Source organism: Amycolatopsis sp. NPDC001319, from assembly GCF_042896185.1.
Lineage (GTDB): Bacteria > Actinomycetota > Actinomycetes > Mycobacteriales > Pseudonocardiaceae > Amycolatopsis.
This window is the reverse complement of sequence record NZ_JBIAWY010000001.1, coordinates 419,833-444,892: the sequence shown is the minus strand read 5'-3', so window position 1 is coordinate 444,892 and position 25,060 is coordinate 419,833. Positions and strand designations below refer to the sequence as shown.

Annotated in this window: 20 protein-coding genes; 10 read left to right on the top strand and 10 right to left on the bottom strand. The window is 70.8% G+C overall.

The features are described 5' to 3' along the window. Nucleotides 1-427: 427 nt before the first annotated feature. Nucleotides 428-1,831 carry a replicative DNA helicase gene (gene dnaB / locus ACFY1H_RS02080; protein WP_366587732.1) on the top strand — a complete coding sequence of 468 codons (1,404 nt, stop codon included), beginning with the start codon at nt 428-430 and terminating at the stop codon, nt 1,829-1,831. An 87-nt stretch (nt 1,832-1,918) separates the two neighbouring features. On the opposite strand, the gene ACFY1H_RS02075 is transcribed toward dnaB, so the two are convergent. After that, complete coding sequence (locus tag ACFY1H_RS02075; protein WP_386943970.1) at nt 1,919-2,230, bottom strand: hypothetical protein; 312 nt, start codon at nt 2,228-2,230, stop codon at nt 1,919-1,921. A 214-nt stretch (nt 2,231-2,444) separates the two neighbouring features. Here ACFY1H_RS02075 and ACFY1H_RS02070 point away from each other — a divergent pair, with 214 nt between their 5' ends. Beyond that, the gene (locus tag ACFY1H_RS02070; protein WP_366587736.1) at nt 2,445-3,212 is read left to right on the top strand and encodes a class III extradiol ring-cleavage dioxygenase; all 768 of its coding nucleotides are present in this window, start codon (nt 2,445-2,447) and stop codon (nt 3,210-3,212) included. Nucleotides 3,213-3,276: 64 nt separating this feature from the next. Here the strand turns inward: ACFY1H_RS02070 and ACFY1H_RS02065 are convergent, their stop codons facing one another. Both ACFY1H_RS02065 and ACFY1H_RS02060 read right to left on the bottom strand, forming a co-directional pair. Then, nucleotides 3,277-6,450 carry a PE-PGRS family protein gene (locus ACFY1H_RS02065; protein WP_386943967.1) on the bottom strand — a complete coding sequence of 1,058 codons (3,174 nt, stop codon included), beginning with the start codon at nt 6,448-6,450 and terminating at the stop codon, nt 3,277-3,279. Between the two features lie 220 nt (nt 6,451-6,670). Then, entirely contained in the window at nt 6,671-7,735 is a 1,065-nt protein-coding gene (locus ACFY1H_RS02060; protein WP_386943965.1) for a hypothetical protein, read from the bottom strand. Nucleotides 7,736-8,073: 338 nt separating this feature from the next. On the opposite strand from ACFY1H_RS02060, the gene ACFY1H_RS02055 reads away from it, so the two are divergent. The 3 genes from ACFY1H_RS02055 to ACFY1H_RS02045 are packed head-to-tail and all read left to right on the top strand — an operon-like array spanning nt 8,074 to nt 11,086. Beyond that, entirely contained in the window at nt 8,074-9,285 is a 1,212-nt protein-coding gene (locus ACFY1H_RS02055; RefSeq protein WP_366587742.1) for an AI-2E family transporter, read from the top strand. Beyond that, nucleotides 9,282-10,439: a MacS family sensor histidine kinase gene (macS, locus tag ACFY1H_RS02050; RefSeq protein WP_386943963.1), complete on the top strand. Its 1,158-nt coding sequence runs from the start codon at nt 9,282-9,284 to the stop codon at nt 10,437-10,439. Before ACFY1H_RS02055 ends, macS begins: the two co-directional genes overlap by 4 nt. Beyond that, nucleotides 10,436-11,086, top strand: a complete 651-nt coding sequence (locus tag ACFY1H_RS02045; protein WP_366587746.1) for a response regulator transcription factor — start codon at nt 10,436-10,438, stop codon at nt 11,084-11,086. Before macS ends, ACFY1H_RS02045 begins: the two co-directional genes overlap by 4 nt. A gap of 3 nt (nt 11,087-11,089) precedes the next feature. On the opposite strand, the gene ACFY1H_RS02040 is transcribed toward ACFY1H_RS02045, so the two are convergent. Beyond that, nucleotides 11,090-12,073 carry a hypothetical protein gene (locus ACFY1H_RS02040; RefSeq protein WP_386943960.1) on the bottom strand — a complete coding sequence of 328 codons (984 nt, stop codon included), beginning with the start codon at nt 12,071-12,073 and terminating at the stop codon, nt 11,090-11,092. Nucleotides 12,074-12,214: 141 nt separating this feature from the next. On the opposite strand from ACFY1H_RS02040, the gene ACFY1H_RS02035 reads away from it, so the two are divergent. Beyond that, the gene (locus tag ACFY1H_RS02035; protein WP_386943958.1) at nt 12,215-12,868 is read left to right on the top strand and encodes a DUF1707 domain-containing protein; all 654 of its coding nucleotides are present in this window, start codon (nt 12,215-12,217) and stop codon (nt 12,866-12,868) included. Between the two features lie 60 nt (nt 12,869-12,928). Here ACFY1H_RS02035 and ptsP read toward each other — a convergent pair whose 3' ends face one another. The 3 genes from ptsP to ACFY1H_RS02020 all read right to left on the bottom strand — a co-directional run bounded on the left by ptsP (nt 12,929) and on the right by ACFY1H_RS02020 (nt 16,913). Then, nucleotides 12,929-14,575, bottom strand: coding sequence for a phosphoenolpyruvate--protein phosphotransferase (gene ptsP / locus ACFY1H_RS02030; RefSeq protein ID WP_386943956.1), 1,647 nt, complete (start codon nt 14,573-14,575; stop codon nt 12,929-12,931). Between the two features lie 187 nt (nt 14,576-14,762). Continuing rightward, nucleotides 14,763-15,635 (bottom strand): ribokinase, encoded by an 873-nt coding sequence (locus ACFY1H_RS02025; RefSeq protein WP_386943954.1) that lies wholly within the window; start codon nt 15,633-15,635, stop codon nt 14,763-14,765. 261 nt (nt 15,636-15,896) lie between these two features. Further along, entirely contained in the window at nt 15,897-16,913 is a 1,017-nt protein-coding gene (locus tag ACFY1H_RS02020; RefSeq protein ID WP_366587757.1) for a hypothetical protein, read from the bottom strand. Between the two features lie 98 nt (nt 16,914-17,011). Here ACFY1H_RS02020 and ACFY1H_RS02015 point away from each other — a divergent pair, with 98 nt between their 5' ends. The 4 genes from ACFY1H_RS02015 to ACFY1H_RS02000 all read left to right on the top strand — a co-directional run bounded on the left by ACFY1H_RS02015 (nt 17,012) and on the right by ACFY1H_RS02000 (nt 19,982). Continuing rightward, entirely contained in the window at nt 17,012-17,422 is a 411-nt protein-coding gene (locus ACFY1H_RS02015) for a hypothetical protein (protein WP_366587759.1), read from the top strand. A 9-nt stretch (nt 17,423-17,431) separates the two neighbouring features. Beyond that, nucleotides 17,432-18,169: a TetR/AcrR family transcriptional regulator gene (locus ACFY1H_RS02010; protein WP_366587762.1), complete on the top strand. Its 738-nt coding sequence runs from the start codon at nt 17,432-17,434 to the stop codon at nt 18,167-18,169. 155 nt (nt 18,170-18,324) lie between these two features. Beyond that, nucleotides 18,325-19,200: an ATP-binding cassette domain-containing protein gene (locus ACFY1H_RS02005; RefSeq protein ID WP_366587764.1), complete on the top strand. Its 876-nt coding sequence runs from the start codon at nt 18,325-18,327 to the stop codon at nt 19,198-19,200. Beyond that, a complete protein-coding gene (locus tag ACFY1H_RS02000) occupies nt 19,197-19,982 on the top strand; it encodes a hypothetical protein (RefSeq protein ID WP_386943951.1) in 786 nt (261 codons plus the stop codon). The genes ACFY1H_RS02005 and ACFY1H_RS02000 overlap by 4 nt, the downstream gene beginning before the upstream one ends. Here ACFY1H_RS02000 and ACFY1H_RS01995 read toward each other — a convergent pair. The 3 genes from ACFY1H_RS01995 to ACFY1H_RS01985 form a co-directional block, all read right to left on the bottom strand. Then, the gene (locus ACFY1H_RS01995; protein WP_386943949.1) at nt 19,979-20,602 is read right to left on the bottom strand and encodes a hypothetical protein; all 624 of its coding nucleotides are present in this window, start codon (nt 20,600-20,602) and stop codon (nt 19,979-19,981) included. The genes ACFY1H_RS02000 and ACFY1H_RS01995 overlap by 4 nt on opposite strands. Before the next feature lie 77 nt (nt 20,603-20,679). Continuing rightward, nucleotides 20,680-23,568 (bottom strand): leucine--tRNA ligase, encoded by a 2,889-nt coding sequence (gene leuS, locus ACFY1H_RS01990; protein ID WP_386943947.1) that lies wholly within the window; start codon nt 23,566-23,568, stop codon nt 20,680-20,682. Nucleotides 23,569-23,829: 261 nt separating this feature from the next. Next, a complete protein-coding gene (locus ACFY1H_RS01985) occupies nt 23,830-25,002 on the bottom strand; it encodes an esterase-like activity of phytase family protein (protein WP_386943945.1) in 1,173 nt (390 codons plus the stop codon). Between the last annotated feature and the right edge of the window lie 58 nt (nt 25,003-25,060).

The window sequence follows — 25,060 nt, the reverse complement described above, 5'->3', positions numbered from 1 at the left end:
AGTTTCGACAAAGTTCTCCACAGTCTCTACACAGGCCTTGACCTGGGGATTTCGTGAAGGTGATCAGGACTGTCCCCAACTTGTCCACAGCGTGGCGGCTACCTGTGACTGGTTACCTCCAGTCGTCCACAAGTTATCCACAGGACGGTCAACACCCGGAATTGCGCTCGTCCGTCCGGGGGATCTAGCGTCCCCTCTCGGCCAGCACTCACGGTGGCGCCCGGCGTGGCAGATCATCGGCGAGGGGGACGCCGGTCCATCATCAAGGAGGGCCCGGCGGTTGGGCTGGGAAAGTCGGAGAAGATCCGGCATAATCGAACAGGTGTTCGCACGAGGAGGGCTCGCGCGGCGCCGTTCGACACAAGACGTGACGAGTGTCAGGGGATGACCGCGGCTTTGCCCGCCGGTCGAGGAGGTGTCCGGGGCGGTGGCGCTCACCGACGACCGCGGTCCGATGTACGACTCGGACTCCGATCCGGGCCCGAGTGACCCGGGGCCCGGGTTCGACCGGCAGCCGCCGCAGGACATGGCGGCGGAGCAGTCGGTGCTGGGCGGCATGCTGCTGTCGAAGGACGCGATCGCCGACGTGATCGAGGCGCTCGGGCCCGGCGACTTCTACCGGCCCGCGCACCAGGCCGTGTACGACTGCATCCTCGATCTCTACGGCCGCGGCGAACCCGCAGACCCGATCACGGTGTCGGCGGAGCTGGAGCGCCGCGGCGAGCTCGGCCGCGTCGGCGGGGCGCCGTACCTGCACACGCTCATCGCGACCGTCCCCACCGCGGCCAACGCCGGCTACTACGCCGAGATCGTCGCCGAGAAGGCGGTGCTGCGCCGGCTCGTGGAGGCGGGCACGCGCATCGTGCAGTACGGCTACGGCGCGGCGGCCGCCGACGGCGCGAACATCGACGAGGTCGTCGACCGCGCGCAGGCCGCGATCTACGACGTCACCGAGCGCCGCACCAGCGAGGACTACGTCGCGCTCGAAGACCTCCTGCAGCCGACCATGGACGAGATCGACGCCATCGCGTCGCGCGGCGGCCAGTCGCAGGGCATCCCGACCGGGTTCGCCGACTTCGACGAGCTCACCAACGGCCTGCACCCCGGCCAGATGATCATCGTCGCCGCCCGCCCCGGTGTCGGTAAGTCGACACTGGGCCTGGACTTCGTGCGGTCAGCGTCGATCCGCCACGGCCTGACCAGCGTCATCTTCTCGCTGGAAATGAGCCGCACCGAGATCGTGATGCGCATGCTCTCGGCCGAGGCCAAGATCCGCCTCGCCGACATGCGCGGTGGCAAGATGTCCGACGACGACTGGACCCGCCTGGCCCGCCGCATGAGCGAGGTCTCCGAGGCACCGCTGTTCGTCGACGACTCGCCGAACATGACGATGATGGAGATCCGCGCGAAGGCCCGCCGGCTCAAGCAGCGCCACGACCTCAAGCTCGTGGTCGTCGACTACCTCCAGCTGATGACCTCGGGCAAGCGCGTCGAGTCGCGGCAGCAGGAAGTCTCGGAGTTCTCGCGGCAGCTCAAGCTGCTCGCGAAGGAGATCGAAGTGCCGGTCATCGCGATCTCGCAGCTCAACCGTGGTCCGGAACAGCGCACCGACAAGAAGCCGATGCTGTCCGACCTCCGTGAGTCGGGCTCCCTGGAGCAGGACGCCGACATCGTCATCCTCATCAACCGCCCCGATGCCTGGGAACGCGACGACCCCCGCGCCGGCGAAGCCGACCTGATCCTGGCGAAGCACCGCGCCGGCCCGACGAGCACGATCGTCGTCGCGCACCAGCTGCACTACAGCCGCTTCGCCGACCTCGCCCACGACTAGCCGGGGCGCCAGGCGGCCATCGCGGCGTACTCGGCCCGCAGCACCGGCGGCAGAGTCGCCGCGGCGGCTTGTTCGGACGCGGGCAGGTTAGGTGAACGTCTCCACGAAGCCGACCGCGATGGCGTTCTCGACCTGGGGATCGGCCTTGAACTCGGCGTCCAGCACGGCCGCGACGGCGCCGGCCTGCGCGAACTGCTCGGGGTCGACGTCGCGGCGACGCCAGGCGGCGAGGTACCAGACGCCGAGAGCGTCGAAGTACATGGTCGGCAGCAGTTCGTCCTGGTCGCCGAGGTGCTGGGCCATCAGGGCCGCCGCGTGCGGCGCCGCAGCGGCCGCGGCGCGGGCGACGCGGATCTGCTCGGAGGACGCGAAGGCGCCCGCGCGACCGGAGTCGTCCATGTCGATCACCTTGCCACTTGTGGTCAGTGACCGATGGCTTCTTGCCGCGCCAGCAGGAAGGTTCCCGCAACGCACGCCGCTAACCAAACGCCCGCCGCGTCGCAGGGTGGGGAGGGTGCGGGACCGATGAAAACCCCACGCAATCGGAAATATCGCCGACCCTCGCAGCGTCGAGTACTCTAGTAGTTGAAGTTTCAAACACTTGGAGGCACGCATGTCCCGCACCCCGGTTCTCTACCTCAGCCACGGTGCGCCGCCGCTGGCGGATGACGCGCGGTGGACGCGGCAGCTCGCCGGCTGGTCCGCGGATCTGCCGAAGCCCCAGGCGATCCTGGTCGTCTCGGCGCACTGGGAGGAGGCGCCGCTGACGCTGGGGGCGACCGAGACCGTGCCTCTCGTGTACGACTTCTGGGGGTTCCCCGACCGCTTCTACCAGGTGAAATACGCCGCACCCGGGGCTCCGGAGCTGGCGGCGAAGGTGCGGAAGCTGCTGAAGTCCACCACCCCCGTGCACGACGCGCCGGACCGCGGACTCGACCACGGCGCGTACGTGCCGCTCGTCGAGATGTACCCCGACGCCGACGTCCCCGTGCTGCAGGTCTCCATGCCGTCGCTCGACCCGCAGGAGCTGTTCGACCTGGGCCGCAAGCTCGCGCCGCTGCGGGACGAAGGCGTGCTGATCATCGGCAGCGGCTTCTTCACCCACAACCTCAGCGCCATGCGCGAGACCGACGGCACCGACGGCACGCCGCCGCGGTGGTCCACCGAGTTCGACCACTGGGGCGACGAGGTCATCAACCGGGGCGACGTCGACGCGCTGCTCGACTTCCAGCACAAGGCCCCGGCCGCCGCCGTCGCGCACCCGCGTATCGAGCACTTCGCGCCGCTGTTCGTCACGCTCGGCGCGAGCGAGACGACCGGCCGCACCGTGATCGACGGGTTCTGGCACGGCCTCGCGAAGCGTTCGCTCGAATTTTCCTGACGCACCAACAAAACGGGCCCGGAAGCTGGCTGCTTCCGGGCCCGTTTCGGGTTCAGCTACATGCTCACTTCTTGAAGAAGCCGGTCACCTTCGCGGCCAGCTGCTGGATCATCGCCAGGGGCGAGGAGTCCATGCCCGACAGCGCCGGGACCTGAGCCACGGGCAGCGCCGGGACGGCGGGCAGCGCGGGCAGAGCCGGCAGACCCGCGGTCGGCAGCGCCGGGACACCCGACGTCGGCAGCGTGGCGGGCACGCCCGGCAGAGCCGGCAGCGCCGTCACGGCGGGGAGCTGCTGCAGCGTCGGCAGGTTCGCCTTCACCGGGAGCTGGGCGGGCAGCGCCGGCAGAGCCGGAGCGTCCGCGCGCTCGCCACCGAAGGGCAGACCCGGCAGGTGCACACCGTTGCCCAGGCCCGACACGGCCGGCAGGGAGGTGGCGCCCTTGAGCTGGCCCAGCTCGTTCAGGGCCGACAGCCCGCTGACCGGCAGGTCGGCGCGCTCGGCACCCGGCAGCATCGCCATGGCGGGCAGACCCGGGAGAGCACCGGCGTCCGGCAGGGCCGGCAGCGCGCCGGCGTCCGGCAGGGCGGGCAGACCCGGCAGCGCGGGCAGGCCCGGCGTGGCGCCGGAGGTCGGGAGCGACGCCAGAGCCGGCAGCGCCGGCAGCTGAGCGGCACCGAGCTCGTTGCCGAGCGGGGTGTCGATCGACGGCTCGGACACGACGGTGTTGTCGGTGCCCTCCGCGGTCGCGGTGCCCAGCAGCTCCAGCGGGACGCCGAAGACCGGGACGTTGACCGGCAGGTGGTGGTAGAAGTTGTAGCCCGAGAGCGCACTTCCGTCACCGTCGGTGGTGGGGTTGCCGCCGTTGGTCGCGGTGATGTTGTTGTCACCGGTCGCGTGGGCGACACCGGCCGCGGAAACGGCGTTGGTCACCACGTGCGGGACCGCGCTGACGGGGATGTCGAGGATGTTGCCCGAAACCGAGCCCTCGAGACCCGACGTGGTGTCGTCACCGGCAGCGGTCACGTCCTGCGTGTTCATGCTGTCGGCCGAGGACACGCCCGCCGCGGACACCGAGTCCGCCACGACCGGGACGGCCGCCAGCGGGTCGGCACCGATGACGTTGCCCGCCACCGCGCCCGCGTTGCCGTTGGTCAGCGAGGAGCCGCCCGCGGTCGACGCGACGTCGTTCGAACCGGCCGCGTGGCCCAGCGCCGCACCCGCGACACCGGTGCCCGACGGGTTCACCGCACCGGCGATCGGCGCCTTGATGATGTTGCCGGCGATGCCGCCGCCCTTGCCGTCGGTGAGCGCGTTGCCACCGGCGGTCGAGTCCGTCAGGTTGTCGGCCTGCGCGGTGCCGATGCCGGCCACCGCGCCTCCGATCCCGTGGCCCTGGACGGGCAGCGAGACCGGGGCTTCGATGATGTTGCCCGCGCCAGCACCGCCGGTGCCCTTCGCGTGCGTGTCCCAGCCGGCACCCGAGGTGGTGTCGCCGGTCGCGTTGCCGTGGCCCTGGCCCACGAACGCGGCGCCGATGCCGAAGACCTGCACCGGGGCCGACACCGGGGCGGTGCCGAGGTTCGAGCTCAGGAAGCCGTTGTCGTCGTCGGTGTTGCCACCGCCGCCGCCCTGGACGACCTTGGTCTCGTGCGCGTCGGCCGAGCCCTGGCCGATGAACGAGCCGCCCACGCCGAAGACCTCGGCGGGCACGCCCACCGGGACCTGGACGACGTTGCCCGAGCCCGAGGAGTCGTTGCCCTGGCTGCCGTCGTAGCCACCGGCCGTGACGGTCTTGGTCTCGTTCGACGTGCCGGAGGCGTTGCCGATGTGGCTGCCGCCGATGCCGTGCACCTCGGGAGCGCCCGCCACCTGGCTGTTGACGACGTTGCCGCCCAGCACGGTGTCGTTGCCGCGGGTGTAGCTGCCGTTGCCGGCGTTGGCGTCGGTGGTGTTGTCGCACGCGGCGTGCGCGTTGCCGATGTAGGTGCCGCCGACACCGCACACCTCGACGGGGAGGGCCACGGCCGGGTCGACCACGTTGCCCGCGCCCGCGGCCTGCTGGCCCGAGGTCTTGACGAAGCCGCCGGAGTCGACGGTGCTCGAGTGCGAGCTGCCGACCGAACGCTCGGGCGACATGCCCGTGGTCGCGTTGCCGATCCACGAACCCGCCACGCTCGCGACGTTCGCGATCGGGCTGAGCTGCGCCGCCACGGCGTTGCCGCCGAGGAACGACTTGTCACCGTCGGTCTCGAGGTAGGTCGGCGTGCCGGCCAGGCTGCCCGGCCGCTTGTCGCCCGCCTTCGCGTCCGCCGAGGAGGAGGACGACGCGTCGGCGTCCGAGCCCCACACGCCACCGGCGTTGCCGTTGAACTTCACCGGCAGGGCGATGGGCGCGCCCACCACGTTGCCGGTGCCCGCGCCGCCCTTGCCGTCGGTCAGCGCGGAGCCGCCCGAGGTGGCCGTGGTGTCGGCGGTGTACTGGCTGTAGCCGTTGCCCAGGATCCAGGAGGCGGCGTTGCCGGTCACCTGCACCGGGGTGGCGAACTGGCCGGCGACGACGTTGCCGGACAGGCCGGAGCCCTTGCCGGTGGTGTCGATGTTGCCGGTCTCGGTGGTGCTCTGGCTGGCCGAGCCGCCGTGCACCGCGCCGGAGCCGCCCGCGAGGCCGACGCCGTTGCCGGCCAGCTGCACGGGGAGCGCCCAGTCGAGGGCGACGACGTTGCCCGCGAGCCCGGAGTTCTTGCCGGAGGTCGCGATGTCCTGGTTGTGCGAGTAGGTCTGCTCGTGCGACTTGCCGTCGACGTTCGCGTCACCCAGCACACCGACGGCGTTGTCGACGATCTGGATCGGCACGACGAGGTCGCCGGAGACCTTGTTGCCCTTGAGGGCGTCGTGGGTCGGCGTCAGCTGCCGCGGCGCGTCGGCCTTCGGCAGGCTGTCCGTCAGGTTGCTCGCCGCACCGCCGGGGCTCTTCGCCGAAGCGAGAGCGTCCTTCACGGCGGAGGTGACGGGCTTGGTGCTGACCTCACCCTGGTAACCAGGAACGTCCACCTGACCCAGCGGGGTGCCGATGGCGTTGTTGTCGACGTCGACCGGAACGGTGACGTTGAGGTCGAGCGGGGAGGCCGGGGTGTCAGGGTTGACGTTTTCGTCGGCCGAGGCGATGCCGGTGCCCAGCATCAACAACCCACCCGTGACCAACGCGGTCTGGAGTCCGCGCTTTGCCCAGGTCTGCATGGGGTTTTTCTCCTTCATTTCGGGTTCCCTTGCGGGCTTGTGGAGGTGCGCTTTTCGCCGTGATCAATTGAGGGAAAGCGCACCAGAGGGGTGGTGCGGTGCGAGCGCGGAAAAGGGCGCATCGCGAGAAAACCCGCGGGGTTCAGTCGGTGACGCGAAGCCGGCACGACGAAGGTGCCCGAGCTTCAGGACGCGTCAGCGACCCCGCGGGTGAGGTGAATCAGTCAGGAGTGACGCCGGGCTGCTCGCCCGGGCTGAGCGGCGTGTGCCGCACACCGGCGCGGGTCGAACCCGCCACGGCGTTGTCGACGGCAGCGGTGACCCACGAGGGGACGCCGAAGTTGAGGCCGTCGAGGTGACCACCGGGGGCGGTGTTGTTGCCGCCGCCGGGGACAGTCGGGATGGAGGGGGGCGCCATCGGGAGCTGCGCCGGGGAGAACGGGTCGGGCAGGTTGCGGTGGTCGCCACGCGAAGGCGCGTCGACGCTGTCGCCTGCTGCCGCGAGGTCCTCGTGCGCGGAGCGGGAGAAGATCGCCCGCAGCGCGTCGGAGGTGGAAACCGCTGCGGCGCCGAGGTTCTGCGCCGTGTCACCGGTGGTGCCGGTGGCGGCCGAGACGGGAGCGGCCGGCTCGACGGGCGAACCCGGGAGCTCGGGGAGGTCGACCAGCGACCCGGTGTGGCTCGGGTCGAGCAGGTCCCACACCTTGCGGCCGAAGTCCTGCGCCTCGGGCGACGGGGCCGTGGCCTCGTCGATCACGCGGCGGGTGTCCTCGGGCTTGCGGGCGATGTGCTCGATCGCGCCGAGCGTGCGCGCCGCGGGGTGCAGCACGGCGTCTTCACCGAGGTCGGTCACGGCGTCGCTGACGCGCCCGGACACCTCGTGGTCGGCCGTGGTGCGCACCTGGTCGCGGTGCGGGCCACCGATGTGGTCGCGCGGGTCGAGCGAGCAGATCGGCCGGTCGTGGCCCGGCTCGGACCACGTGGTGGCGTCCTGCTCGCACGCGGAGACGTTCTGCACGGCGCCTGCGGCGGTACCGGCGACGTTGCCGGCGAACTGCGAGACGCCGCGCGTGACGTCGCCGAGATTGGCGACGGTCGCGTCGGTCACCGGCGTGACGCTGGCGCCGACCTCACCGGCCTGGATGGTGTCGGCCGAGGCAGCGGAGGAGGAGACGGCCCACGCGGCGGCGGTCGCGGCGACCGCGCCACCGAGGACGAACAGCGCACGCGACGCGAGACGGCCGACGCGCTTCGCGTCCCGCCCCTCGTTCGCCGCGTTCGTCACTCGTGCTTCTCCTCAACTCGAAACGTCTGGCTCGGGAAAAACTTTCGGGCTTTTGAGGTTCCCGCCGGCTTTCTCGGAATCGCGGAAATTGCGTTCCTCGTCGCCGGGTGTGCGACCGAGAAAACCAGGAGTCACACCCGTCACGCATCCTTGACACGACTTGATGCCACCATCGTGTGAACAACACAGAGTGTGGTCCGATCTCACGTTCGGTGATCACCACTGGCGGAGCGCGGTTACTCCACAGTCGGCTGTCAAGCGCCACTTCGGGCGAACCGACGGACGCCCCGCCGCGATTGCGCCCGGAAATGACGGGGTAGACCGATACGGTGGGCACCGTGAGCCAGTCACCAAGCGGACGGCGCGAGCAACCGTTCCTGCCCGAGAACAACGACGTCACCGGTCTAGTCCCGCGCGGACTCCGGGTGGCCGCTGCCCTGAGCTGGCGGTTCATCGTCGTGATCGCCGCGCTGTACGCGGTGATCTGGCTGATGGGGTACCTGTCGGCGGTGGTCATCCCGGTGTCGATCGCGCTGCTGCTTTCGGCGCTGCTCGCACCCGCCGTGGAGAAGCTCGTGCACGTCCGGTTCCCGCGGGGGCTGGCGACGGCGATCGTGCTGATCGCCGGGCTGGCCGTGCTGGGCGGGCTGCTCACGTTCGTGATCACGCAGTTCTCCAGCGGCCTGCCGCAGTTGCAGCAGCAGCTGAACAACAGCCTCACGCAGATCAAGGACTGGCTCACCAACGGGCCGATCCACCTGCGCCAGGAGCAGATCCAGGATTTCCTGAGCAACGCGATCGGCTTCATCCAGAACAACCAGGCCTCGCTCACGAACACCGCGCTGACCACGGCAGGCACCGTCGGCGAGATCCTCACCGGCTTCGTGCTCACGCTGTTCGTCACGATCTTCTTCCTGGCCGGCGGCAACCAGATCTGGTCGTTCCTCGTGCGCGGCGTCCCGGCTCGCGTACGCAAGCGCGTGGACGTGGCCGGCCGCCGCGGGTTCGCGTCGCTCGTCAGCTACATCCGCGCGACGGCCGCGGTGGCGGTGGTCGACGCCGTGGGCATCGGCATCGGGCTGTGGATCGTCGGCGTGCCCCTGGTGATCCCGCTGGCGACGCTGGTGTTCCTCGGCGCGTTCATCCCGATCATCGGTGCCGTGATCGCCGGCAGCGTCGCGGTGCTGATCGCCTTGGTCACCAAGGGGTTCATCGGCGCGATCATCGTGCTGGCGATCGTGATCGGCGTGATGCAGCTGGAAAGCCACGTGCTGCAGCCGCTGCTGCTCGGGCGCGCGGTGCGGCTGCACCCGCTGGCCGTGGTGCTCGCGATCGCCACCGGCCTCGTCGCCGCGGGCATCGCCGGCGCGCTGCTGGCCGTGCCGCTGCTGGCCGTGCTCAACGCGGGCATCCGGTCGCTGCTCCACGAACACAATCCCGATCCCGAAGCCGTCGACGTGCTCCACGACCAGGCGGCACAACCCAACGACGCCGAACCGGGCTCCGACGAAGCCGAAGTGCCGACTCGGGGCGACGACGAGGAGAAGTGAGCACGCCGGTCACCCGCGACCCGGCGACGCCGCTGTGGCGTGGGGTCGTGCTGCTGCGGGTGGTCACGTGGGCGTTCGCGCTCGGCGTGGTGATCGCGCACCGCGGTGAGTTCCAGCGCGCGTGGCTGGCGTGGGCCGTCGTCGCCGCGATGGGCGTGTGGACGCTGGTGTCGGGCTTCGCGTACCTGCACGAAGGCGGCCGGCCGCGGTGGCTGGTGGTGCTCGACGTCGTGCTGACGACGGGGCTGATGTTGTTGTCGCCCTTCATCTTGTCGCCGACGCAGTACGCCGAGGCCGCGCCGCTGATCACCACGGTGTGGGCCGCGGTGGGACCGATCGCGGCGGCGACGCGTTTCGGTGCGGGCAGCGGGGTGCTGGCGGGACTCGTGGTCGCCGTCGGCACCGGCGTCGCTCGCGAGCGGCTGGACCTCGACGTCTTCCGCGACGGCGTGCTGCTGTGCGCGAGCAGCATGCTGATCGGCATGGCGGCCACCACGGCGCGGCGCTCGGCGGAGGCGCTCGCGCTGGCGTTGCGCACGGAAGCCGCGACGGCCGAACGGGAACGGCTCGCGCGCTCGATCCACGACAGCGTGCTGCAGGTCCTGGCGCGGGTGCGCCGGCGTGGCATGGAGGTGGGCGGCGAAGCAGCCGACCTGGCGCGGCTGGCGGGTGAGCAGGAGATCGCGTTGCGCGCCTTGGTGACCACCGAGCCGTCGTGGGCGATCGCGAGCAACGGCACCGCGGACCTGCGTTCGGCGTTGCAGCTGCTGGCCACGCCGACGGTGCAAGTGGCGACGCCCGCGGGCACGGTCGACCTGCCGGCGCACCTGACTTCGGAACTGGTGGCCGTCACCCGCGAGGCACTGTCCAATGTGGAGAAGCACGCGGGTCCGGACGCCCGCGCGTGGGTGCTGCTGGAGGACCTGGGCGGCGAGGTCGTGGTGAGCATCCGCGACGACGGCCCGGGCATTCCCGAAGGCCGGCTGGCGCGCGCGGAGGCCGACGGGCACCTGGGTGTGGTGGAGTCCATCAGAGGCCGGGTGCGCGATCTCGGCGGCACCGCGGCCCTGGACAGCGCTCCGGGCCGCGGCACGGAGTGGGAGGTGCGCGTGCCGACCAAGGGCGGGCCCGACAAAACGAGGGGCGGACGATGACGATTTCCGTGATGGTGGTCGACGACCACCCGATCTGGCGCGACGGCGTCGCCCGCGATCTGGGTGAGAACGGCTTCGACGTCCGGGCCACGGCGCCCGACGCCCCCGCCGCCGTCCGCATCGCGCGCACGGTCCGCCCGGACGTCGTCCTCATGGACCTCAACCTCGACGGCACCTCCGGCGTCGACGCGACCCGCGAGATCACGACGGAACTGCCGGACACGCGGGTGCTGGTGCTGTCGGCTTCCGGCGAGCACTCCGACGTGCTGGAGGCGGTGAAAGCCGGCGCCTCGGGTTACCTCGTGAAGTCGGCGTCCGTGACGGAGCTCGTGGACGCCGTCCGCCGCACGGCCGAGGGCGATCCCGTCTTCACCGCCGGTCTCGCCGGTCTGGTGCTGGGGGAGTACCGGCGGATGGCCGACGCGCCCCCCTCCGCCGAGCCGGCGCCGCCGCGGTTGACCGAGCGCGAGACGGACGTGCTGCGGCTGGTCGCGAAGGGGCTGACCGCGCGCCAGATCGCGGAACGGCTGGTCCTTTCGCACCGGACGGTGGAGAACCACGTGCAGTCGACCCTGCGGAAGCTGCAGTTGCACAACCGCGTGGAGCTGGCGCGGTACGCGATCGAACACGGCCTCGACGAGGACTGATCGCTAGGAAGCGCTGACCGCGGCCGTCTGCAGGGCGCCGGTCAGCTTGGCCTTCCCGAGCCGCCACGCGGGTTCGCCGGGGTGCCAGGCGGCGACGACCCCGTCGTCGATGACCAGGTCGTCGTCATCGGTCCAGTCCAGCGACGACTGCTTGAGGTTGGGCGTGGTGTACGGCATCGACGGGGTCTGCAGCCAGGTGAGGTCGTTGAGGTCGAGCAGCCACAGGTCGCGCGTCTGGGCGCCGGTGCCGTGCCACGAGGGCGTGCCGAAGTCGACGGCGGCGACCGCGCCGTCGCGGCTGGGCACGATCAGGGGGCTGGCCTGGACCGCCGGCGGGCGCACGGCTTTGCGGGTGCCGTCGCGCAGGTCGACGACGGTGAGCTCCGTGAGGCCGCCGAGGATCAGTCGGTCGCCGGCCGCGGCGAGGATGCGCGGGGCCTGCTGCACGGTGCGGCCGGTGTCGGGGTCGATGAGGACGTCGACGGTTTCGGCGGTGCCGTTGTTCACGGTGATCAGCAGGCCTCGGGAGGTCTCCTGCCGCAGGATCGTGGTGCAGCTCGCCGTGTTGCCGCCGCCCAGCGCCGTGCCGGCGAGCGACACGTGCTCGAGCCGGCAGTTGTCCGGGCCGTCCTGGCGGATGACCCACACGCTCTTGGCGTCGGCGCCCGGCGCGACGCTCACCGCCTGGCCGAGCGGCGTGGCCACGCCCGCGTAGGCGTAGACGTCGAACGGCTGGCAGATCTGCTGGCACCGGGGCGAGGTGAGGATCACCGGGGTGTGGCCGACGCGCTGCACGGCGACGAGCCGGTCGCCGCCCGGCACGCCGGGCACCGCGCCTTTCGCACCGGTGTCGGCGTCGAACAGGGTCGGCGGCGAGGTGGCGAGCAGCAGCTCCACGCCGATGCCGCCCGTCGTCAGCGAGCCCGTGATCCCCGTCGGGGGCGGTCCGGTGGGTTCGACGGGTTCCGCGTGCTCGGTCGTCGGCACGGGGGCCGGAGTGGGGATCCCGCCCGTACACGCGGCCAGCAGCAAGCTCGTCGCAACGAGGGCGACGCCGGCGCGAAATACGGGTCTGTTCAGGGTTTTTCCCCGATCTGACGAGGGAAATACGGTTCTACCATCGTTTGCATGGCCGAGGAAGAGACGACCGGCGCGGAGACCGCGACCGAGACGAAGGCGTTGACCGCGCGCGACATCCGGGTGTCGGACGACGAGCGCGAACACGTCGTCGCCGTCCTGCAGAAGGCGATCGGGCTGGGAATGCTCAACCTCGACGAGTTCACGGAGCGCACCGACAAGGCGCTGGCCTCGCGTACGCGCGGCGAACTGAACGCCGTGCTCACCGATCTGCCGGGGCTGCTGCACCCGGCGGCCGCGCCGAGCTACCCGGCTTACCAGGCGCCGACCAGCACTTATGCGCCCGGCCAGCGGCTGGAACTCAACGCGAAGTACTCGTCACTGCAGCGCGGCGGCCCGTGGCTGGTGCCGCCGGCAATGGTCGTGCGCAACAAGTACGGCAGCACGAAGCTGGACTTCACCGAGGCCCAGATGTCGACGCCGGTCGTCGAGATCGAGCTGGACTCCAAGTGGGGTTCGGTCGAGATCATCATCCCGCCGCAGGCCGCGGTGGACTACAACTCGATCACCGAGATCAAGTTCGGCTCACTCGACGACAAGACCGGCAGCAACGGCCGCGCCGGCAACCCGCGCTACGTCATCACGGGCCGTATCCACGGAGGCTCGCTGGTCATCCGCAACCCTCGGCGGGGCTTTTTCGGCTGACCAGTGAAGCGGTGCCGGACCCGGTTTTCCATCCGTCGGCCGGGTCCGGCTCCGTCTTTTTCAGTTCGCCGCCGCGCGCGCCGCGACCGGATCGGCGCTGGCCAGGGCGTTGGTTGCTTTCACTTCCGCCTCGGCCAGCGTGACCGTGGCCAGCGACGCGCCGACGGCCCGCACGGCCGCCGCGTTCATCGACAGGCTCGTGAGGCCCAGGCCCGCGAGCACCACGGCGAGCCGCGGGTCTGCCGCCGCTTCGCCGCAGACGCCGGCGGGCTTGCCCGTCGCCTTCGCCGCGTCGCCGATCAGCTTGAGCAGCCGCAGCAACGCGGGCTGCCACGGATCGTTCAGCTTCGCGACGGCGCCGAGCTGGCGGTCGGCCGCGAACGTGTACTGGGCGAGGTCGTTCGTGCCCACCGAGACGAAGTCGACGACGTCCAGGATCTCCCGCGCGGACAGCGCCGCAGCCGGGATCTCGATCATCACGCCCGCGCGCTCGATGCCCGCCGCGCGCACGCGCTCGGCGAACCAGGCGGCTTCCTCGGCCGTCGCGACCATCGGGGCCATCACGGAGACGATGGCGCCCGAATCCTGGGCCGCGCCCGCGATGGCCTCGAGCTGGCGGTCGAGCACGTCGGGCCGGTCGAACGCCACGCGCAGGCCGCGCACGCCGAGGGCGGGGTTGGGCTCGTCGTCGGGGTTGAGGAAGGCGAGTGGCTTGTCGGCGCCGGCGTCGAGGGTCCGCACGATCACCGGCTTGCCGCCGAACGGCGCCAGCACCGCCGCGTACGCCTTGCGCTGCTCGTCGACGGACGGCTCCGCCGGGGCGTCGAGGAAGCTGAACTCGGTGCGGAACAGGCCGACGCCCTCCGCACCCGCGTCCGCGGCCGCCTGCGCGTCGGCCGGCGAGCCGACGTTGCCGTAGACCTTGACGACGTGCCCGTCCGCGGTCGCGCCCGTGCCGTTCCACTCGGCCGGCCCCTGCGCGACGGCGGCGACGACGGGCGCGTTCGGGTCGGCCGGTTGGACGAGGCCCGTGTCGCCGTCGACGGCCAGCGCCTCCGCGCCGAGGTCGAGGATCCCCCTCACGGCCACCACGGCCGGAATCCCGAGGGCGCGAGCGAGGATCGCCGTGTGACTCGTGGGCCCGCCCTCCTCGGTGACCAGGGCGAGCACCTTCGCCGGATCCAGCCCGGCGGTGTCGGCGGGCGCCAGGTCGCGGGCGACCAGCACGCTGGGCGCCGCCAACTCCGGCACCCCCGGCGGCGCGACGCCGAGCAACTCGGCCACCAGCCGGTCGCGCACGTCCCGCACGTCGCGCACCCGCTCGGCCATGTAGCCGCCGGCCGCGGCCAAGGCCTCGGCGAACCCCTCGGCGGCCTGGTAGACGGCGCGCGCCGCGGGCAGGTTCTGCGCCGTCACCAGCTGCCGCGCCTGCGTGGCCAACGCCGGGTCGGCCGCCATCGCGGCAGTCGTGATGAGGATCGTCGCCGCCTCACCCGTCGCACTCTCGGCCTGCGCCTCCAACCGCGCGGCAACCGCCTGCGCCGCAGGCTCGATCCGGGCGGCCTCCACGGCCGCATCAGCCGGCGCCGGCGTGCTCGCGGGCTCCCCCAACGGCTCGGCAACACGCACCACAGGACCGCTCGCACGCCCCGGACTCACCGCGACACCGCTCAGGGTCATGCCGGTGGCGGACTGGCTCTCAGACATGGTCTAGACCATAGCTCAGATGGCCGTGGATGGCTCGCGGCGTCGGCCTTGGCGTTGGCCACACTTGCCGGCGCTCCTGGCTCTGCTGCACCTTCGCCACCTCCTCACCTCGCTTCATCCCTGCGACGGTCGTCCCCTCACTCGCGCAAGGCAACCCCCGTCCTCCGGTTGTCAGCCCGCCCCTGGGTCATTCCAGATCGTCGAGCGTCGGGTAGGAGGGCTGTGCACCCGCGCGAGTCACGCTGAGTGCGGCCACGCGCGCGGCGCGGCGGGCGGCGTCGGGGAGGGTGGTGCCCTCGGCCAGGGAGGCGGCGAGGGCGCCGGCGAAGGCGTCGCCCGCGCCGGTGGTATCGACGGCGGTGACGGGCGGCGAAGGGACTTCCGTGACGCCGTCAGGGGTCACCACGGCGGCGCCCTTCGCGCCCAGTGTGACGACGGCGGCGCGCGGGCCCAGGTCGAGCAGCTTGCGGGGATCGGCGTCGGCCGAGCCGAGGAGGTAGGCGGCTTCGTGTTCGTTGACCAGCAGAACGTCGACCGCGGCCAGGGTCGAAGGGGACAACCGGGCGGCGGGTGAGAGGTTGAGCAGCACCTTCGCGCCGGCGTCGGACGCGCGTCGGACGGCGTGCTCCACGGTCGGCAGCGGGACTTCCAGCGACAGGACCACCACGGCGGCCCCGGCGAGAGCCTCGGGCGTGATGTCCGCGGGCGTCAACGCCGAGTTCGCACCCGGTGAGACCAGGATCGAGTTCTCCCCGTCCGGGGTGACGGTGATGTACGCGATCCCGGTCGGGCGGTCGACGACGCGCAGAAACGCCGTCGAGACTCCCGCGCCCGCCAGGGAATCCCGCAACAACGCGCCGTACGGGTCCGATCCCACGGCGCCCAGCAGAGCCACATCCGCACCCAGCCGGCCCGCCGCGACGGCCGTGTTCGCGCCCTTGCCACCCGGCGACAGGACGGTGTCGCCGCCCAGAACGGTCTCGCCGCCGGCCGGGCGGCGGTCGACGGGGACGACGAGGTCGGCGTTGGCGGAACCCACCACCAGCACGGCTGCGCACATGGTCGACACCTTGCCACGGGTGCGCCCGGGCACAGGTCACCCACCGTCCGTGCGCAAAAGTGAAGGTTTTTGTAACTTATCCGGCGCCCAGTGCGACAATCAGGCGAGCAGCGGCTGCCCGTCACTCGATCGGGGGATCCATGTCCCCCAGGCGTCACTTCTGACACGGGTTCCGCTCTTGTGGAGCGTCACTGTCCTTGAGCCAGTGGCGTTGCCCCGACCGGAAGCGCACCGGAGAGGGCATCGGGTCGCCGGCGCCGATCACGTAGCCCCCCGAGTGATCGGCGTCGGCGGCGCCCCGACCAGCGCGGCCACGGTCCGCGCGGCCGGCATCGAAACGTCCGAAGCGAGCACGAAGTCGTTGCCGTCGCGCGACAGCACGCGCACGACGCCGCCCGCCTCGGCCGTCAGGGCGGAAATCTCTTCGCGTCGCACCACGACCCCGTTGGCGTGCCGAGGTATCCACGTGACGCCAAGGCCGTCCACAGTGAACACGCCCCGCGTGCCGCGGTGGCGGGTCCAGACCAGCGCGCCGGCGCACACCGCGACCGCGATCAGCCCGGGCACCGTGACCGGCAGCCACAGCCGCACGACGAGCACCGCCACGAACAACGCCACCGTGCCCCCGATCGCCGCTTGCCGCGCGCCCGAAGCCTTGCTCGCACGCACCTTCACGCTCTCGCCGGCCTCCGGCACCGGCTTCACCGAAGACCACCGCACCACGGTCGTCGCCACGCGCTGCGGGCCGAACCCGCCGCGCCGCACCTCCAGCGACGGCCACCGCACCAGCCCCGGCCGCACCGTCTCGACCGCGGCCGCCAGCCGGTGCGCCTCGCCGGGTTCGAACCGCGTCGACAGGACGAAGCCGTGGGGTCCGCGGCGGCTGAAGCGCTTGACCAGCCGATCCTCGGCAGCGGGAGCCGGCGCCAGGTACACCTCGACCCGGTTGTGCTTCTCGACCAGCACGACCGCGCTGAAGTCCTCCCACGGCAGCACGAGCCGCGCGTCGCGGACGGGCAACCGCAGACCGCGCGGGGCGACCTCGACGCTCAGCCGCTCCTTGCGCATGCCGCGCCGCCCGATGGGGATGCAGCCCAGCAACACGAGTCCGACCAGGGCGATCACGGAACCCACGTACAGGCCGCCGCGGCTCGCCGCCATGAGGAGGCCGCCGAAGCCCGCGATCAGGAGCCCGGGAACCAGGAGCAGCAACGTCGCCAGCCGCACCTCATCCGGCGGGACGGGCGCGGGGTAAGTGACCGTCGTGATTTCGTCCATCTCGGACGAAGTGTGACAGAACGCGGTCGGGGTTTCCCTACCCCGTTCGGCGGACGGCCGGGTGTTTTCGCAGCTCAACGGTCCCTAGCGTCGATCGCATGAAAATCTCGGACTGGAAACGGGTGCTCTACGCCCTCCTCGCCCTGCCCGCGTGCTTCGGCGGCAGACGCACCCGGCAGCTGCTCGCCGAACGGCTCCTCGACGTCCCGCCGCGCGAAGGGACCCCTCGCTACCTGGCCGCCACCGGGGTGAGCGTGGTGGCCATCCCGTTTTCCCTGCTCATCGGGTTTCTGGTGTGGCGGATCGCAACTTACGGCCTGTTCTGGGACCCCGCGACCGCCTACGAATCGTGGGGCGGGCCGTCGCTCGTGGGGGCCTGGCTCGTGCACTTCTGGTGCGCGCTGGGCATGGTCGTGGTGGCCATGTGGGTGCTGCGTCCGCTCACCGATCTGCAGGCCCGGCTGCTCTCCGGCCGCGTTGTTACGGGAACAACGGTGCCGACCACCTAGAATGTCCGGATGAGCAGCCCCACGCGAAGGGGCCGCGCGCGAGCGGCTACCGAGCAGGACATCCGCCGGACCGCCCGGAGACTGCTGGTCGAACAGGGTCCGGACGCCGTGACGCTCCGGGCGATCGCCCGGGAGCTGGGCATCACCGCGCCGGCCCTGTACCGCTACTACGAATCGCGCGACGACCTGGTCGAGAACCTGCGTCTCGACGTGATCGCCGACCTCGCCGCCGAGTTGGCCGAGGACGTCGCCGTGCTGCCCGAAGACGGCATGGCGCAGCTGTTCGCCATCTGCAAAGGCTTCCGCCGCTGGGCGCTCACGCACACCAAGGAGTTCACGCTGGTGTTCGCGTCGCCCACGGGCGGCGTCGGCACCACCGCGGGCAGCGCGCTGCACCGCCTCGACGAGCCGTTCGGCCGCATCTTCCTCGCCGCCGCCGGCCAGGTCCTCGCCACGCACGACCTGGTGATGCCGCCGAACGACGTCGTCCCGCCCGAACTGCGCGACGACCTCACCGCGTTCCAGAGCGAGCTGCTCGCCGTGCTCGGCGAGTCGGGCCGCGCGATCGCGCCCGAGAAGCTGGACCTCGGGCTGACGTACCTGATGATCCAGTTCTGGGCCCGCCTCTACGGCCACGTGACGCTCGAGGTGTTCGGCAACTACCCGATCCCCGTGTCGAAGCCGGACATCCTCTTCGAGGCCATCCTCACCGACCTGGCCCGTGACGTGGGGTTGTACGCCGGCTAGGCCGCGTGGCCGCCGTCGACCGACAGTGACCACGCGCCCGCCCTCACCGAGGTGCTCGGCCGTCCGTCGCCGAACCCCGCATGTTCGGTTTCGTGCACGGACGGACACGGGTTGTGACAAACTCACCTTCGGATCTTGAAGGGGAGGGCCGGGGGTTGCTGCACGTCCAGGGGCTGGTGAAGGACTACGACGGGCGCCGGGTGGTGGAGAACGTGTCGTTCGCGTTGCAGCCCGGCACCGTCACCGCGTTCCTCGGGCCGAACGGCGCCGGGAAGTCGACCACGCTGCGCATGATCTGCGGCCTGACGCGCCCCACCGCGGGCACGGCGACGATCGCCGGGCGGCGGTTCGGGGACTGGCCCAACCCGGGACACGTCGCGGGCGTGCTGCTCGACGCGGCCGCCGTGCACCCCGGCCGCACGGGACGCCACCACCTCGTGAACGGCGCCAAACTCATGCGGCTGCCCAGTTCACGCGCCGACCAGGTGCTCGCGCAGGTCGGGCTCAGCGACGCGGCGAACCGGCGCATCGGCAAGTACAGCCTCGGCATGCGCCAGCGCCTCGGACTCGCGCACGCGCTGCTGGCCGACCCGCCCGTGCTCATCCTCGACGAGCCCATCAACGGCCTCGACCCCGAAGGAATCCGCTCCACACGACAGCTTCTGCGCGGTTACGCCCAACGCGGCGGCACCGTGCTGCTGTCCAGCCACGTACTGTCCGAAGTGGACCAGACGGCCGACCGCATCGTGATGATCGGCCACGGCCGCGTCGTCGCCGACGGTCCGCTCACCAGCTTCGCCGGCCCCGCGCGGACGGTCGTGCGCACCAACGACGTGCCCAAACTCGGCACTGCCCTGCAACGCGCTGGCCTCGACGTCCGCCAGACCGGCCCCGACGCGCTGTCCGTCGCCGCCCAGACGGAGCGCGTCTCGGAGATCGCGTTCGGCGCGCAGGTGCGGGTGCTCGGGCTGGCCGAGGAACAGCAGAACCTGGAAGAGCTCTTCTTCCGCCTCACGGGAGGTCCGCGATGATCCCGATGCAGACGGCTACACAGCAACAGCAGCCGGCGTGGGCCACCGGTGCGGCGAAGCGCGCTTCATTCGGCACGGTGGTGGGTGTCGAGCTGCGGAAGTTCACCGCCACGCCGGCTGACAAGATCCTGCTGGTCGCCGGCCCTATCGCGGTGGTGCTGCTGTCGATCCTGTTCATGGTCGACCCGTTCAACCCGGTGACCATGCGCAAACAGCTGGGGACCGTGGTGACCACCATTCGGTTGGCGGCGATCCTCGTGGACGTCGCCCTGGTGAAGCTCATCGCGAGTGAGTGGCACTACCGCAGCGCCCAGCCCACCCTGCTCGCGCAGCCCTCCCGGCTGAGGTACGTGCTGGCCCAGGGCGCGATCGCAGCCGGTGCCTGGGTGCTCGTGGCCGGCCTGCACATCCTGATGACCTTCACTTACTTCGCTGGTGTGCTCGACGACCACGACGCCGAGAACCTGCTGACGATCCGGGTGGGCACCACGATCGGCGTGTGTCTGCTCGGGTCGTTCCTCATGACCCTGCTGGCCGTCTCGATCGCGTGGCTGATCCCGAACACCGCGGGCGCGATCGCCGCCTACTGCCTGATCTCGATCCTGTTCGTGATCGTGCAGGCCAACCAGGACTTCGCAGGCTGGGTCGATCCGGTCGAACCCTCGCGACAGCTCGGTGGGCTGTCGACGCACGGCCCGATCGCGCTGGCCACATCGCTGGTGCTCTGGCTCGGGGTCACGGCGCTCGGAGTTACCCGCGCTGCGCGACGGGAATCCGCCTAGCGGACGAGGGAGCCGCCGCCGGGGTCGACTGCGGCGAGGTACTCGCCCGCCATTTTGCGCAGCGGCGGGCAGTACTTCTCGGCGGTGCGGCGATAACCGTCGATGGACGAGTCGTCCGCGCCGCCTTGGTGGAAGGTGTCGAACGCCACCGGCTCCGCGGAGCCGGTGTTCACGATGAGAGAGCAGCCGTTAATCCCGGCCGAAGTCACGGCGTAGTAACGCCCGAGCAGGATTTCTCGGCGGAAGTGGCTGCTCAACCCCGACTCGGACATCCAGGCGGACTGCCACGGGTCGGATTGGCGGCTGTCGGCGGCGTCCGTATGAACGACGAGTAGCCCATCGGCCGAGCTGATGTCGCAGGCCTTGACGTTCGGGTCGAACGTCGGCGGGCTGGTGGCACCGAGTGCGGAGAGCAGCGCCGGGTTGCGCTCGAACTGGGTGCAGCTGTCGGGGAACACGTTGGGCCGGGTGATCACCGTCGGCAGCTGGTCGTAGGCGATCGAGTCGGCGGGCAGGGTCGGCGCCGGCTTGCCCGGGGCCGGACCGGGCGCCACGGCACAGCCGGTCAGAGCGAGGGTCAGCGCCAGCAGCGGCAGAACGGTGAGCGATCGACTACGCACGGCGAGCACGTTACCGGCCCGGGCACGAGACCCGGGCCGGAACGCACGAATTCACCACGCTGATTCAAGCCGCCGGTTCACAGCACGATGTTGACCAGCCGCCCCGGGACCACGATCACCTTGCGGGGCGTCTTGTCGCCCACCAGGGCGGCGACCTTCTCCTCAGCCAGGGCCGCGGCCTGCACGGCGTCGGAAGCGGCGTCGGCCGGCACGGTCACGCGGGCGCGGACCTTGCCGTTGACCTGGATCGGGTACTCCACCGAGTCCTCGACCAGGTACTTCTCGTCGACGACCGGGAAGGGGCCGTGGACCAGGGAGTCGACGTGGCCCATGCGGTGCCACAGCTCCTCGGCGACGTGCGGGGCCAGCGGGGCCAGCAGCAGCACCAGCGGCTCCGCCACCTCGCGCGGCGTGCCCGCGGCCGAGCCGTACACCTTGGTCAGGTGGTTGTTCAGCTCGATCAGCTTCGCGCCCGCGGTGTTGAAGCGCATCTCCGCGTAGTCCTCGCGGACGCCGGCGATGGTGCGGTGCAGCAGCTTGCGGTCGGTCTCCGACGGGTCGTCGGCGGTCACGCGCAGCTCGCCGGTCTGCTCGTCGATCAGCAGGCGCCACAGGCGCTGCAGGAAGCGGTGCGCGCCGACGACGTCCTTGGTCGCCCAGGGACGCGACATGTCCAGCGGGCCCATGGACATCTCGTACACGCGGAAGGTGTCGGCGCCGTAGGTGTCCGACATCTCGTCGGGCGTCACGGCGTTCTTCAGGCTCTTGCCCATCTTCCCGTACTCCTGGGTGACCTCCTCGTCACCCAGGAAGAACTTGCCGTCGCGCTCCACGACCTCGTCGGCCGGCACGTGCACGCCGCGCTTGTCCGTGTAGGCGTACGCCTCGATGTAGCCCTGGTTGAACAGGCGCCGGTACGGCTCCTTCGACGAGACGTGGCCCAGGTCGTACAGCACCTTGTGCCAGAAGCGCGAGTACAGCAGGTGCAGCACCGCGTGCTCGACGCCGCCGACGTACAGGTCGACGCCGCCCGGGTCGTCGACGCCGTGCTCGGCCGGGCGCGGGCCCATCCAGTAGGCCTCGTTCTCCGGCGCGCAGAACACGTCGGGGCTGTCCGGGTCGACGTAACGCAGCTGGTACCAGCACGAACCCGCCCACTGCGGCATCACGTTGGTGTCGCGGCGGTACTTCTTCGGCCCGTCGCCCAGGTCCAGGGTGACCTCGACCCAGTCGGTCGCGCGCGACAGCGGCGGCGACGGCTCGGAGTCGGCGTCGTCCGGGTCGAAGGTCTTCGGCGAGTAGTCGTCGACCTCCGGCAGCACCACGGGCAGCTGGTCCTCGGGCAGCGCGATCGGCAGCCCGCTCTCGTCGTAGACGATCGGGAACGGCTCACCCCAGTAGCGCTGGCGGGCGAACAGCCAGTCGCGCAGCTTGTACTGCACGGTGCCCTCGCCGTGGCCGTTCTCCTCCAGCCACGCGATGATCGTCTTCTTCGCGTCGGCCACGCCCATGCCGTCCAGCGAGACGGTGTCGTTGGCCGAGTTGATCGCCGCGCCCTCGCCGGTGAACGCCTCGCCGTCGAAACCCTCGCCCGGGTCGACCGTGCGGATGATCTCCAGCTCGAACTTCTTCGCGAAGTCGTAGTCGCGCTGGTCCTGCGCCGGCACGGCCATGATCGCGCCGGTGCCGTAGCCCATCAGCACGTAGTCGCCGATGAAAACCGGGATTTCCTTGCCGTTGACCGGGTTCACGGCATACGCGCCGGTGAAGACGCCGGTCTTCTCCTTGTTCTCCTGCCGGTCCAGATCGGACTTGCGCGACGTCGCCAGGCGGTACTCCGCGACGGCGTCGGCCGGGGTCTTCGCGCCGCCGGTCCACGCCTGCGGGTGCTCGCCGGGCCACTCGGCCGGCGTCAGCTTGTCGACCAGCGGGTGCTCGGGCGCCAGCACCATGTAGGTGGCGCCGAACAGCGTGTCGGGCCGGGTCGTGAAGACCTCGATCTTCTCGTCGCCGGCCTTGAACGCGACCCGCGCGCCCTGCGAGCGCCCGACCCAGTTGCGCTGCATGGACTTGACCTTCTCGGGCCAGTCCAGCAGGTCCAGGTCGTCGACCAGACGATCGGAGTACGCGGTGATCCGCATCATCCACTGGCGCAGGTTCTTGCGGAACACGGGGAAGTTGCCCCGGTCGCTGCGCCCGTCGGCGGTCACCTCTTCGTTGGCGACGACCGTGCCCAGGCCGGGCGCCCAGTTCACCGGCGCCTCGGAGATGTAGACCAGGCGGTGGTCGTCGATGACCTTGCGGCGCTCGACGTCGCTCAGCTCGCTCCACGCGCGCCCGTCCGGCGTCGCGCGCTCACCCGAGGCGTAGGCCTTCTCCAGGTGCTCGATCGGGCGCGCCTTGCCCGCCTCGTCGTCGTAGTAGGAGTTGAAGATCTGCAGGAAGATCCACTGGGTCCACTTGTAGTAGGCCGGGTCGATCGTCTCGATCGACCGGCGCTCGTCGTGGCCCAGGCCCAGGCGCTTCAGCTGGCTGCGCATCGTGGCGATGTTCGCCTCGGTGGTCGTGCGCGGGTGCGTGCCGGTCTGCACCGCGTACTGCTCGGCCGGCAGGCCGAAGGCGTCGTACCCCAGCGTGTGCAGCACGTTGCGGCCGATCATGCGGTGGTAGCGCGCGTACACGTCCGTGCCGATGTAGCCCAGCGGGTGCCCCACGTGCAGGCCCGAGCCGGACGGGTACGGGAACATGTCCTGCACGAACAGCTTGTCCGACGGCACCTGCTCACCCTCGACCGCCAGCGCGCCCGTCGGGTTCGGCGCGTGGTAGGTGCCGTGGTCGGACCAGTAGTCCTGCCAGCGGCGCTCGATCTGCCCCGCGAGCTCCGCGGTGTAGCGGTGCGGCGGGGTGTTCTCGGCGCCGGGAGCGCCGTCACCCGTGGTCGGGGTGGGCGCCGTGGACTCTGTCATCGCCGTCTTCCTCCGTGATCGGACCACTCCAGAAACAACTCGACCCCTCAAGCCCGAAGGCATGAGGGGTCGCCGCGCCGGCCGGGCCAAGGGTTGGCCGAGTCAGCGCGGCAGGCCAAGGAGCAGCCGAGCCGTGTTCATGAGGTCATGTTACCAATCCGGCCAAAAGCAGGCGGACGCCGACCGGACGTGACCTCGTAAGTAACGGTTTCCGCCGTGACTGTGGCCGGATTGGTAACCATCAGCAACAGCACGTGGTGGTCAAAGCTGTTCTGAAGGGACCGCCAAAGCGATGACCTGCGTCACCTGGCTCGCGGAGAAGTTGTTGTCGCTGACGAGCACGAGGCTGCGTTCGCCGTTCGGCAGCGTCGGGCCCCAGGTCATGCCTTCGATGTTGTCCACCGTGGACAGCTTGAAGTCGGCGACGTCCAGCAGGAGCTTCTTCTTCACCGGCTTCACGTGCTTCGCGTCGGCGAGCGACTTCACGTTCAGGACGTTCGTCGCACCCTTCGTGTCGATCTCGTAGATGCGCACCTTGTTACCCACGCCGGGTACGAACGCGCGCTCCATCATCAGGTAGCGCGTCGGGTCGACCGAGTTGACGGCGAGCATCGAGGACACCCCGTTGCTGCCGAGCGCGGTGGGCGGCACGGACTGCGCGAACACCGGCTCCTGTGGGTACGCGTACTGCGCGAACACCGGGCCGAAACGCGACTGCAGCGTGATCCGCGAAAGCCCGCCCGCCTCCGGGGTCGGCAGGGGACCGTCCTGCAGCAGCGGGCTTTCGACCTCGCTGGCGACGACGGAGCCGAGGCCCGCGTAGGTGAGGCCTTCGAGCACCAGGTTCTGGCGCGGCCCGGCGTCGGGCGTCATCTTCTCGTCGGCCGGGATCGGCAGGTCACGCACGTACTTGCCGGTGCGGCTCGCCTCCCGGATCGACGGGTCGATCAGCGTCGTGGCGGTGCGCTCGCCTTCCTGCGACCACAGGTAGTCCCCGGTCCACGGGTCCACGCGCAGCTCTTCGGGGTCGATCGTCTGCTCGTTCTGCGGCGCTGTCGGGTTGTTCTGCGCGAGCGGCGGGTACGGCGTGCCGTCGGGACGCAGCAGCGGCTTCGTGCCGGTGAAGGTCACCGGGCCGAGGTGGTGCGCGTCGAGGGAGAACTTCGCCGTGTAGAAGCGGGCGGGGTTGATCGCGGAGCGGTCGTCGCAGATGAACGCGTAACCGCCGGTGCGCGGGTCGAAGTCGATCGACGACAGGCCGCCGACGGTGGTGCCCTGGAACTGAAGGGCGTTGGGCACGATCTGTTCGCCGATGAGGCGGATGGGGCGGGCGTGACTCTCCGCAGCGTTCGCCGGCGGGGCGGCGAGCAAGGACAGGGGCAGTGCCCCGATCAGGGCAGCGGTGAGCATGCGGCGTCGCTTGGACGAAGACATGGCGTGTAGCACAACGGACGAGGGTATCCACCACGTTGCCGCGAGGTCACGCTTATCC

What these genes read in the sequence shown, in the direction of transcription:
- ACFY1H_RS02075 (WP_386943970.1), bottom strand. Translation starts at nt 2,230, where the DNA reads ATGGACGACTCCGGTCGCGCGGGCGCCTTCGCGTCCTCCGAGCAGATC.
- ACFY1H_RS02070 (WP_366587736.1), top strand. Translation starts at nt 2,445, where the DNA reads ATGTCCCGCACCCCGGTTCTCTACCTCAGCCACGGTGCGCCGCCGCTG.
- ACFY1H_RS02065 (WP_386943967.1), bottom strand. Translation starts at nt 6,450, where the DNA reads ATGCAGACCTGGGCAAAGCGCGGACTCCAGACCGCGTTGGTCACGGGT.
- ACFY1H_RS02045 (WP_366587746.1), top strand. Translation starts at nt 10,436, where the DNA reads ATGACGATTTCCGTGATGGTGGTCGACGACCACCCGATCTGGCGCGAC.
- ACFY1H_RS02035 (WP_386943958.1), top strand. Translation starts at nt 12,215, where the DNA reads ATGGCCGAGGAAGAGACGACCGGCGCGGAGACCGCGACCGAGACGAAG.
- ptsP (WP_386943956.1), bottom strand. Translation starts at nt 14,575, where the DNA reads ATGTCTGAGAGCCAGTCCGCCACCGGCATGACCCTGAGCGGTGTCGCG.
- ACFY1H_RS02025 (WP_386943954.1), bottom strand. Translation starts at nt 15,635, where the DNA reads ATGTGCGCAGCCGTGCTGGTGGTGGGTTCCGCCAACGCCGACCTCGTC.
- ACFY1H_RS02020 (WP_366587757.1), bottom strand. Translation starts at nt 16,913, where the DNA reads ATGGACGAAATCACGACGGTCACTTACCCCGCGCCCGTCCCGCCGGAT.
- ACFY1H_RS02015 (WP_366587759.1), top strand. Translation starts at nt 17,012, where the DNA reads ATGAAAATCTCGGACTGGAAACGGGTGCTCTACGCCCTCCTCGCCCTG.
- ACFY1H_RS02010 (WP_366587762.1), top strand. Translation starts at nt 17,432, where the DNA reads ATGAGCAGCCCCACGCGAAGGGGCCGCGCGCGAGCGGCTACCGAGCAG.
- ACFY1H_RS02000 (WP_386943951.1), top strand. Translation starts at nt 19,197, where the DNA reads ATGATCCCGATGCAGACGGCTACACAGCAACAGCAGCCGGCGTGGGCC.
- leuS (WP_386943947.1), bottom strand. Translation starts at nt 23,568, where the DNA reads ATGACAGAGTCCACGGCGCCCACCCCGACCACGGGTGACGGCGCTCCC.
- ACFY1H_RS01985 (WP_386943945.1), bottom strand. Translation starts at nt 25,002, where the DNA reads ATGTCTTCGTCCAAGCGACGCCGCATGCTCACCGCTGCCCTGATCGGG.